This is a genomic window from Nocardioides sp. (assembly GCF_014360585.1).
Lineage (GTDB): Bacteria > Actinomycetota > Actinomycetes > Propionibacteriales > Nocardioidaceae > Nocardioides.
In genome coordinates this window covers 1-9,989 of record NZ_JACIXG010000128.1, presented here as the reverse complement: position 1 = coordinate 9,989, position 9,989 = coordinate 1, and the positions used below count along the sequence as shown (strand labels likewise).

Here is a 9,989-nt window from a genome sequence, read left to right as displayed (position 1 = left end):
AGACGTCACTCCCGCTGGCCGAGACGTCACTTACGTCGGCCGAGCGGGCAACGGAATGCCATCTCGGCCGACGTAAGTGACGTCTCGGCGCGGGGGGTCAGCCGCGGAGCGCGGGGGCGAGGTAGGCGAGGCGGGGGTGGTCGGCGGTGGGGAAGGCGGTGACGGTGGCGGTCTCGGCCACCGCGATCTTCCAGTAGGTCGCACCGGCGACGACGAGGAAGTCTGCCTTCGACGAACCATCACCGGACAGGGGCGTCGTGATCAGCTCGGGCTCGCCGAAGGCCCGCATCGCGGCGAGGACCGCGGAGTCCTCCTCGAGGGCGGCACGGGCGGCGGCGAGGACGCCTTCCGGGGCGTCGGGGACAGCGTTGACACGCAGGGTCTGGATGCGCGGCTCGGCCTCCGGCGAGAGCATGACCTCGATGTCGTAGCGGCCCTTCTCGGCCGGCACCACGGCCAGCGCGACGCCCATGGCACGGGAGAAGTAGCCATAGGGAGCACCGCCCAGCGGCAGCCCGACCTTCGCCCGCGCCTGGGTGATCTGGACGCGCCGAGCGGCATCGGGCGCATCCAGCTCGACGTTGTCGGCGAACAGCGACGGCAGCGCGAAGGCCTCGGCGCCGGCCGGATCGAAGGTACGCAGCCGCTCGACCGCCCTCTCCAGCGCCGAGTCGAGCCGCGGCCGCAGGCCCTTGACCACCGTCGAGAACCGGTGCGGACCGTCACCCGCGAGCTCGTCCGAGACCAGCGAGCGCAGCGCGGCGATCGAGGTCGGGGAGGCCCCGGCGTACGTGCTGTTCGACAGCGTGATCACGCCCAGCCCCGTCGCCGGGTGCCAGACCATCCGCGAGCCGTAGCCGGGGTAGCCGCCGGAGTGGTGGACGAACTGCCCGAGCCGGCTGTCGTGGTCGACCATCAGGCCGTAGCCGTAGCCCGTGGCAACCGCCCCGACACCCGCTTCGGCGCCGGGGAACCCGGCGAACCCGAGCGAGGCGGACACCGCGCCGAACCGGTGCAGCTGCTGCATCTCCCGCCGGGACGCCTTCGACAGCGGATGCCCGTCGGCAGCCGAGGAGAAGGCGTCCAGGAACCCGCCGACCCAGCGCGCCAGGTCGGCGACCGAGGAGTGCAGACCACCCATCGCCGCGAACGACCCGGCCGGCACCGGCGGGATCGCAGTCCAGGTCCGCGGACCCTCGAGCCGGTCGCCCGCCCAGGCCGGATGCAGCGGCGGTACGTGACCGGGGACCCGGTTCGGCACCGCATCGGGCGAGTAGGCCGAGGAGGTCATCCCCAGCGGCGCCAGCAGCTCGTGCTCGACGAAGTCCCGGTTGGCACCTTCTGGAGACGAACCACCGACGACGTTCTCGATCGCGCGCCCGAGCAGCGCGTAGCCCAGGTTGGAGTACTCGAACCGGGCCCCCGGCTCCTGCCCGGTCGAGAAGCCCCCGTCGAGGAACGTCCCGAAGGCGTCGTAGGACAACGACTCCTGCCGGTCTCCCCACGGGTCGTCGGTCGGCAGACCGGCCGACATCGAGAGCAGCAGCCGCAGTGTCACCGCCGGCGAGTCGGCGGAGTGGGGCGCCTGGTCGACGAGCTCGGGCACATACTGCGCGATCGCCTCGTCCAGGTCGACCAGCCCACGGTCGCGCAGCAGCAGCACCGCGGCCGCCGTGAACGACTTCGACATCGACGCGATCCGAAAGACGCTCTCCGCGGTCGGCGCCGGACCGCCCTCGGTCGTCGCTCCGAACGCACCGGAGTGGAGCAGCTCGGAGCCACGTACGACCCCATAGACCAGCCCCGGAGTCAGGTTCTCCTCGAAGCGCTGGGAGAAGAGCTCGTCGACGACGGTGGTGTTGAGACTCATGCGGGCGTTCCTTCGGTAGCAGGTTGCTCGACGCGTTGCAGCCTAGCCACGGAAGGCACCGCAACCGTGGCAAGACAGATCAGGATGCAGAGGACGCCGCTCGCCAGGAAGACCGGCTGCGCCCCGAAAAGCGTCCCCAGCGGCCCGTACATCAGCTGTCCGATCGGCATCGCGATGTAGGACCCGAGCATGTCGTACGACCACGCCCGCGACTGCATCTCCTCGGGCACGTTCTCCATCATCGCGAGGTTCCAGCCGAGACTGAAGATCTCGATCCCGGCGCCGGCGACAGCCATCACGATGATGAACGGCACGGTCTCCGGCCACAGCCCGAGCGCGATGAACGGAAGCCCCATCAGCGTGACGCCGAACATCCCCGCGCGCAGCGGATACCGAAGGGTCAGCCGCATCAGCACGAACGTCATGACCAGGAGCCCGATCGCCTGGGCAGAGCTGCCCAGGCCCCAGCCCTGGACCCCCAGAGAAGAGGACTTGGCGTACGCCGGCCCCAGCACCTGCATCCCGCCGGCCCACATCGTGTTGATCACCATGAAGGCGAGCACGACGACCCAGAGCCAGGTGGTGGAACGGACGTACGTCCATCCCTCGACCAGGTCGGTGAGGGCCGACGTCTTCGGACCGGTCTTGTCGCGGCGCGGGATCCGCACGGGCAGCAGGAAGATCGCGGCGAGGAGCCAGGTCAGCGCGTCGATCGCCAGCGCCCAGCCGGCGCCGACCCCGACGACCAGGACGGCCGCGGCCGACGGCCCCAGGATCGTCAGCGCGCCTCGCGACATCGACAGCAGCAGGTTGGCCGGCTGCAGATCCTTCCTCGCGACCAGCTGCGGCACCATCCCCTGCATCGCCGGGTACGCCATCGCCGACATGGTGCCGTTGACCGCTTGGAGGACGATCAGCATCCAGATCTCGGCGTTGCCGGTGATGATCAGTCCGGCGGACACAGCCTGGGTGAGCGCCGAGGACAGGTTCGAGATCTGCAGCACCAGCCGCCGCGGGAACCGGTCGGCGATCACGCCTCCGACCAGCAGGAAGATGACCATCGGGATCGTGTGCGCCGCCACGACGGCGCCCAGCGCCGACGCCGAGTCGGTGACCTCCAGCACCGCGAAGGCCAGCGCGATGTGCGACATCGAGGTGCCGGTCATGTTCACGAAGCGCGACGCGAAGAACCACCCGAAGTCGCGGTCCTTCAGGACGAAGAGGCTCTCCTTGATGCTCACTGCGCCGCGACGTACCTCTCGGCCGCCGCCAGCGGCTTGTCCCCGAGGCCGTCGATGCCGATCAGGCTCGGCAGCAGAGACCGGTCCGTGTTGAGCGCCCGGAACAGGGTCGAGACGGTGATGCCGTGGTCGGGGCGGTGGACGACGACGATCTCGTCGCCGGCCTGCAGCTGCCCCTCCTCGAGGACGCGCAGATATGGCCCCGGCCGGGCCTCCTGAGCGAACCTCTTGACCCACTGGGCGTTGTCGTAGCCGGAGACGCCCATCCAGTTCTTGAAGTCGTTGCACGGCGTACGCACGCTGCAGATCTCCAGCAGGACCGTCCCGATCCGCCACCGCTCCCCCACCAGAGCCGCGTTGACGTCGATCCCCTCGGTGGTGAGGTTCTCGGCGAACTGGCCGTCGCGGAGCGTCACCCCCATCCGAGCGCCCCAGGCGTCGAGGTCCTCGCGGGCGAAGGCGTAGACCGCCTGCTCCTCGCCGCCGTGGTGACGGCGGTCGGTCTGGGTGTCGGTGACGATCCCCTCAGGACCGACCGTCACCGACTCCGCGGCCGGCAGCTTCTCCATCGAGGTGGCGCCCACCTCGGCCCATTCCGCAGGCTTGGACTGACCGATGTTGACGCTTCGTACGACTGGCATGGGCGTAGTCTCGCCGCCCGGCCAGGATGCCGTCGAACGGTTATCCGCCGACGCCCGGTTCAGGAGAACGAGGCCGCTGCGATCCCTCCAGCCCTGACGCGTACGACGTCGACAGGACGCTGGTCGGCGCCCTCGGGCACCGCGATGCGGACCTGATAGAGCCCGGGCGGCACGTGCACGAAACCGAACCAGCCCGAGCCGTCGGCCCTGGCGGACAGTGACGGCCCCGGTCGGTCGAGCGGTCGCAGCGTCACGGCCGTCTGGTCGAGCACCGTGCCATCAGCGAGCCGGGCCACGCCGGCCACGTGACCGTCGGTCGGAGCCGACTTCCAGGGCATGTCCGGCACCACCGCAGGAGCCTCGAAGGGCCCACCGGGCCCGGCGAGCGCGGCCGTCAGCGCAGCCAGCTCGGCAGGCCGCTTCGACGGGTCCGCCAAGGCCTCGCGGGTCGGGTTGGCGTAGGCGTACCCGCTCCAGCCGGCTCCCTGGTTGCCCGCAGCGCTCGGCGTGACCGCCTGCCATGCCTGCGCCACCGAGTCGGACACGGAGTTCAGGTAGAGCGCCGGGCCGTTGACCGCCTGCCGCCCGCCCTGGTTGTCGGCGAGGAACTCCGACCACTCGTCGTACATCGTCGCCTGCGCCGGCAACCAGTCACGCTTGTAGTTCATGGTCACGGCGGTGTCCATGATCCCCTCGGACAGCCAGCCCTTCCAGTCCTGGAGGACCTCGGCGTACGTGCGGGTCTTGGTCCATCCGCCCACGGCCTGCGGCCCGTTGCCGTAGGTGATCGCGTCCATCGAGAGCCGCGCGCTCGGGTCCACCGACCAGAGCCCGAGATAGATCTTGCGGACCAGACCGGTGACCTGGTCACGACGCCACTGGCTCCACTGTGCGTCCGCAGGCACGGGAACGTCCGTACGTCCCGTGGCCGCCTGGAAGCGAGCGACCGCGACGTCGTTGTAACCCCAGTCGCTGTGGGTGGTCGTGGAGGAGCCGTCGGGGTAGCGGACGTAGTCGAGGTTGATCCCGTCGACGTCGTAGTTCTGCACGATCGACTGCACACCCTCGACGATGTAGTCGACCACGCCGGGGTGCCCCGGGTCGGCGTAGGCGTTCGCACCCACGCGTTCGGTGCCATCGTACTTCTTGTTCAGCCACCGCTCGTCCCCGGTCGCCGTGGGGCCGTGCTGGTTGAACGCGTGCTCGGGCGAGCGCGGCGCGGTCGCGGAGTTCCACATCGTGTTCACGTTGACCCAGGCGTGCACCTCGATCCCGGCCGCGTGCGCCTCGGTGATGATCTCCTGCAGCGGGTCGTAGGGGGCGGGGTCGATGGCCGCATCCGTACGCGGATAGAGCGCGTCGTTGCAGAAGCAGTCCCAGCGCCGCGCGGTCTGCACGATCAGCGCGTTGACGTGCATGTCTTCGGCGACCTGGACCAGCTCGTCGACCTGCGCGGGGGTGTAGATGCCCCGGTTGAAACCGTCGACCCACAGGCTGCGCCACTGCTCGGGCGGGTCCGTCTCTGCGGCCGCCCCAGGTGACGCGGGGGCCATCATCGCCCCGATCAGGGCCACGGCACTCACCACTGCGAAAAGGAAACGTCTCATCATGACCTCCGTCGCCCCCGCGGCCGGCGCCGTCGCCGGCTGATCGAGAGTAGGGGCTGGGGGTGATCGGCGGAGCCGATTCGGTCAACCCGGTCGCCTGGACCGGCTTCCGGTGAGAATCTTCGACGGCGACTAAAGGGATCCGGGTGCTGATGCGTCAACAGGCTGTGAGCTTCGAAGAGTTCGGCGCGTTCTACGCGTCCCACAAGGACCGGTGCCTGCGAGCGACCGTCGCGAGCGGCGTCGACCCGGGACGTGCCGAGGAAGCGGTGTCGGAAGCCTTCGCCCGCGCCTGGGCCCAGTGGCGGACGGTCCGCAACGCCCGGTCTCCGGCAGCCTGGGTCGTGCGCACCGCGGTCAACGCCGACATCTCCTGGTGGCGCAAGCGCCGCCGCGAGGTCGGCCCACCCGAGGACGTACGCGGCGACCATCCCGACCATCCCGACCATCCCGACCTGGACGGACGCCGCGACCTCATCGCCGCCGTGCGGCGCCTGCCCAAACGGCAGCGCGAGGTGGTGGCGCTGCGCTACATCCTCGACCTCGACACGGTGACCACGTCGGTCGCCCTCGACATCTCGCCGGGCACCGTCTCGGCCCACCTGCACCACGCGCTCGCCACGCTGCGAGCCGATCTCGCCACCGAAGGGACACCCTCATGAGCACCGACCTCGAAGACGCCCTGCGCAGCAGCGGCGACCTCACCCTCGACCGGCCGCTCGCCGAGATCCGGGTGCGCGGAGACCGGCTCCGCCGGCGACGTACGTCGCTGCTCATTGCTGCCATCACCGCCGCGTGCGTCCTCACGACCGGGGTGGTCCTCGCCGGCTTCGGGCGCGGCCCGCTCGCCGTCGATGTGAGTCCCGCCGACCAGAGTGGGCAAGCACGCACCGATCAGGTGCTGACCTGGACCGGAAAGCCGACCAACGTGACCGATGCCGAACTGGCGACGATCAAGCGCAAGTGCCTCACCGGAGCGGCGCAGGACATGGCGACCGAGGCCAGCACGAATCCGGACATGCCGGGCACATTGGACCCCGATCAGGTCCGCCCGATCTTCGCGGAGAGGCGCAACGACTTCGGGCCGGAGCACGACAACGAACTGCGCGCCTACTTCCTGACCGACGACTACCTCATCGACTGCCGCGCCTACACGACTGACTCCAGCCTGCCGAGGGCTGAGGATGTCGTTGGGATGGCGTCCCGTATCAGGCCCCACCCCGGCATGGGCCTGTCGGAGAACTCCAGCACCGCGTGGACCACGAACTGGCTCGACTTCATGTCACCCGTTCCCGCCGAGGCCGTCTCCGTGAAGTTCTTCATCGGCGGCAAGCACGTCGACGGCGCCGTCAACAACGGGATCGCCGTCGCCTGGTTCAGCGCGGAGGGAGTCAAGAAGAGGCAGGACAGCGTCGGCTACGCGGCCTACGACGCCGCCGGGAAGCTGGTCGCCGGGACCACGCCGGTCCCGAGCGAGACCTGGCCGATCTTCTAGGTGCCCTCAGTCCTGGACCGCCTTCGCGACGGAGACCATCGCGGTGATCCACTCTTCATCAGGTCCAGCCTTGTCCGGCGTCGGATTGTCCTCGACCTCGTCCTTGACGTTGACGATCAGCCGCAGCAGCACCCACGCTCGGGCACGGTCCTCGTCGAGCTCGGCAGCGTCGACGAGGGCGAAGAAGCGGTCGCGGACGCCGTCCCGGAACCGTCCTGCGTACTCGTCGAAGCGGTTCCACAGCATCGGCGCGAGCTCGTAGTGCGGGTCGCCGGAGAGCGGCTTCGGGTCGATCGCGAGCCACTCCTCGCGGTCGGCCCGGAGGATGTTGGCGAAGTGCAGATCCGTGTGGATCAGCGTCCCGTCGGTGGCCTCATCACGGGCGAAGTCGCGAGCGATCGCCCGGGCCTGCTCGACCATCCGCGGCGGCACCGGAAGCCGCCGCTCCTTCTCGCCCAGCTCGCTCGCCCAGCGTGCGGCCTGCTGCGACAACGTACGCAGCTGCGGCGGAGCCGCGACGTGCAGCCGCCGGTAGAGACCGCCCACGATCTCGCACGCCTGCACGTCCCAGAGCTCGGAGAGGTCCTCGGTGTGCAGCCGTTCGAGCAGCAGCGCGAAGCGCTTCGGGTCGGCCCGCAGCAGGCGTACGGCACCCCGACCGCCCCACACCTGCAACGCGAGCGCCTCGTGCTCGGCCTCCCAGTGGGGCCAGCCGACCTTCAGCACCGCAGCCTCGCCCTCCGCGGTGCGCACCGGGAGCACCACGGCGCAGCTGCCGTGGGTGGAGGGGCCGTCGACGGTCACCGACCACTCCTCGAGCAGGTCGCGCAGCAGACCCGGGAGGTCGTCGAGCCACGCCGCCCACGACGGACCGTTGGCCGCGAGGGCCAGGAAGGAGTCCGGGACGAGGGTCACGGCGGCAACCCTAATGGCGCAATTTCCAATGGGCTTCCCAACCCAGGACGGATCGGGCAGGTTTTGGCCCATGTCACTTCCAGAGTCGATGGGGACCAAAGGTGTTCCCTACCCGCCCGAGCGCTACGACGGCGATGCCGGTGAGGTCTCGGCGTTCTACCGTCCCGACGCCACTCCCCCGGACCTGAGCTACCCCAACGGCGTGAAGGTCGACTATCTCGCCACCGGAGCGACGACCGCGGGCGACTACGGGCTCTACCGCTGGCAGTTCGGCCCCGGCGAGACCGGTCCAGGGCCGCACTTCCACCGTGCGGTGGCCGAGTCGTTCTACGTGCTGACCGGGACGGTGCGGATCTTCAACGGCGAGGAGTGGATCCCGGCCGGCGCCGGCGACTTCGTGCACGTGCCGGTCGGCGGCCTGCACGGCTTCCGCAACACCACCGAGGAGCCCGCCTCGATGCTGCTCCACTTCACCCCCGGCGCGCCGCGGGAGGGCTACTTCGAGGGGCTGCGCGAGCTGGCCGAGGGCACCGAGCTCAGCCCGGACGACATGGCCGAGTTCTACAAGCTCCACGACAACTACTGGGTCGACTGAGCGAGCTTCAGAGCCTCCAGCCCCATCCGCACGATGGGGCTGGTGGTGTCGGCCCCGATCACGGGGTCGTCCACCCCGACCCACCCTGCGAAAGCGGTGGTCCCGTCGACCTCCAGCGTGCCCAGCTCGCCCCCGACGATCCGCGCCTCGAAGACGATGCGCGTGGACTGGTAGGGCCGCCGCCCCGGTTCGAACGGCACGACGTGCACGTCGGTCGTCAGCGGAGCCCCGACCTCGACGTCGTACCCGGTCTCCTCCTTCACCTCGCGCGCCACCGCGCTCGGCATCTGCTCGCCGTAGTCCACGCCGCCACCCGGGAGCGTCCATCCCGGCTCGTTGCGATGGTTGCCCCTGAACCAGCTCAGCAGGATCCGGCCATCATCGACGACGACGGCGTACGCCGCCACGCGGGTGTCGTACTCGGTGAAGTGCATCACTGCGAGACTAGCGCGGAGACGCCGGAAGTCAGTCGAAGACGAAGGCCGTCGCGTCCTTCGGAAACGACGTCCACGCCCGGATCCGACGTGGATGCACCGCCGGCGACTCCGTGGCCGGCTTGAAGACGTTCTCGCCGTACTCGGGATACTTCGCGTTCAGCAGCGCCGCGATCTCCTCCGCCGCTGCCGGCGAGAACGAGGTCGTACGCACCTCCCCCTCGATGACGACCAGCTTCCACGGATCCGGCAGGTTCACCGTCACCTTCGGGTGCGCGGCCGCGAGCCGCATGTGCAACGTCTCCGGACTGCCGCCGTAGACCAGCTTGTCCTCGAACCAGATGCCGTCCAGCGGCGTCACGTGCGGACTCCGCCCCGGCCTCTCGAACGCGAACCAGAACTGCTTCGCCTCGACCAGCCGCCGGCGTACGTCCCCCCACTCCATCAGCTCGCTGGGCGTGCCGTACTCCTCCGGGAACCGAACCTGTTCTGTACGCATGCGTGTCACTCAACCACCGCCCAGCCCCCACCGACCCGACCGTTCTTGCGCACCCACGTTCGACGGTCAGACCCCCGGGTCCTCCACGAGCCCCGGGACCCGATCGTTGTCTCTGAAGGCGCGCGCATGAACCTCGCGCACCTCACCATGATCGTCAGGGGTCTCCTGCCGGATCACCAGACCTGCTCCACCAGGTGCGGTTCGGAGTCCTTCAGGCGCATCGTGCGACGTCATGACCGCGACAGTAGGGCGCCGAGCGGCAAGTATGCGAGGCAGTTACACCAGTCATCGGGCGATGCCGGTCAGGCCGCGAACGTGTGGTCGAGGAGTACGTCGCGCAGCACGAACTCTCCCCGCGAGAGGGGTGGTGCGTCTGGTCGCCAGGTGTCGGGTGGTGGGCTGACGTAGGTGTGCCCGGTGGGTGTGATGGTGATGATGCTGCCGTCGGGTCCGGGTCTGGCCTGCCAACCGAGCGCCTCTTTTGCTTGGTTGCATCTCTCGCAGAGCCCTTGGAGATTCGCGGCGCTGGTCTTGCCGCCGTCGGCGTAACGCTCGGCGTGGTCGACGTTCCTGATCGGCGCATCGCAGCCGTTGGTGCGGCAGATGCCGCCATCGCGCGTGTTGATGAACTCGGCCAGTCCGTCGGGTGCCTTACGCGATCGGGACTCCATCGCGACCAACTGGCCGGCGGG

Annotated in this window: 11 protein-coding genes; 3 read left to right on the top strand and 8 right to left on the bottom strand. The window is 69.5% G+C overall.

Going from position 1 to position 9,989, the window contains the following annotated elements; all coding sequences use genetic code 11:
- Positions 1-97: 97 nt before the first annotated feature.
- The 4 genes from H5T77_RS24785 to H5T77_RS24770 are packed head-to-tail and all read right to left on the bottom strand — an operon-like array spanning position 98 to position 5,359.
- Positions 98-1,870 carry a serine hydrolase domain-containing protein gene (locus H5T77_RS24785; protein ID WP_292653277.1) on the bottom strand — a complete coding sequence of 591 codons (1,773 nt, stop codon included), beginning with the start codon at positions 1,868-1,870 and terminating at the stop codon, positions 98-100.
- Positions 1,867-3,111 (bottom strand): MFS transporter, encoded by a 1,245-nt coding sequence (locus H5T77_RS24780; RefSeq protein WP_292653276.1) that lies wholly within the window; start codon positions 3,109-3,111, stop codon positions 1,867-1,869. The genes H5T77_RS24785 and H5T77_RS24780 overlap by 4 nt, the downstream gene beginning before the upstream one ends.
- A complete protein-coding gene (locus H5T77_RS24775) occupies positions 3,108-3,752 on the bottom strand; it encodes an MOSC domain-containing protein (protein WP_292653275.1) in 645 nt (214 codons plus the stop codon). The genes H5T77_RS24780 and H5T77_RS24775 overlap by 4 nt, the downstream gene beginning before the upstream one ends.
- Positions 3,753-3,811: 59 nt before the next feature.
- Positions 3,812-5,359, bottom strand: a complete 1,548-nt coding sequence (locus H5T77_RS24770; RefSeq protein ID WP_292653274.1) for a family 10 glycosylhydrolase — start codon at positions 5,357-5,359, stop codon at positions 3,812-3,814.
- A gap of 152 nt (positions 5,360-5,511) precedes the next feature.
- Between H5T77_RS24770 and H5T77_RS24765 the strand changes: the two genes are divergently transcribed.
- Both H5T77_RS24765 and H5T77_RS24760 read left to right on the top strand, forming a co-directional pair.
- Positions 5,512-6,021 (top strand): sigma-70 family RNA polymerase sigma factor, encoded by a 510-nt coding sequence (locus H5T77_RS24765; protein WP_292653273.1) that lies wholly within the window; start codon positions 5,512-5,514, stop codon positions 6,019-6,021.
- Positions 6,018-6,854 carry a hypothetical protein gene (locus tag H5T77_RS24760; protein ID WP_292653272.1) on the top strand — a complete coding sequence of 279 codons (837 nt, stop codon included), beginning with the start codon at positions 6,018-6,020 and terminating at the stop codon, positions 6,852-6,854. The genes H5T77_RS24765 and H5T77_RS24760 overlap by 4 nt, the downstream gene beginning before the upstream one ends.
- Before the next feature lie 6 nt (positions 6,855-6,860).
- Here the strand turns inward: H5T77_RS24760 and H5T77_RS24755 are convergent, their stop codons facing one another.
- Positions 6,861-7,769 (bottom strand): aminoglycoside phosphotransferase family protein, encoded by a 909-nt coding sequence (locus H5T77_RS24755; RefSeq protein WP_292653271.1) that lies wholly within the window; start codon positions 7,767-7,769, stop codon positions 6,861-6,863.
- Between the two features lie 70 nt (positions 7,770-7,839).
- Between H5T77_RS24755 and H5T77_RS24750 the strand changes: the two genes are divergently transcribed.
- On the top strand, positions 7,840-8,364 hold the full coding sequence (locus H5T77_RS24750) for a cupin domain-containing protein (RefSeq protein WP_292653270.1): 525 nt from the start codon (positions 7,840-7,842) through the stop codon (positions 8,362-8,364).
- Here H5T77_RS24750 and H5T77_RS24745 read toward each other — a convergent pair.
- The 3 genes from H5T77_RS24745 to H5T77_RS24735 form a co-directional block, all read right to left on the bottom strand.
- Positions 8,349-8,798 carry an NUDIX hydrolase gene (locus H5T77_RS24745; RefSeq protein ID WP_292653269.1) on the bottom strand — a complete coding sequence of 150 codons (450 nt, stop codon included), beginning with the start codon at positions 8,796-8,798 and terminating at the stop codon, positions 8,349-8,351. The two genes, H5T77_RS24750 and H5T77_RS24745, sit on opposite strands and share 16 nt — an antisense overlap.
- 31 nt (positions 8,799-8,829) lie before the next feature.
- The gene (locus H5T77_RS24740; protein WP_292653268.1) at positions 8,830-9,297 is read right to left on the bottom strand and encodes a pyridoxamine 5'-phosphate oxidase family protein; all 468 of its coding nucleotides are present in this window, start codon (positions 9,295-9,297) and stop codon (positions 8,830-8,832) included.
- Between the two features lie 302 nt (positions 9,298-9,599).
- Positions 9,600-9,989: HNH endonuclease (locus H5T77_RS24735; RefSeq protein ID WP_292653267.1), on the bottom strand; the 390-nt coding region annotated here is incomplete at its 5' end.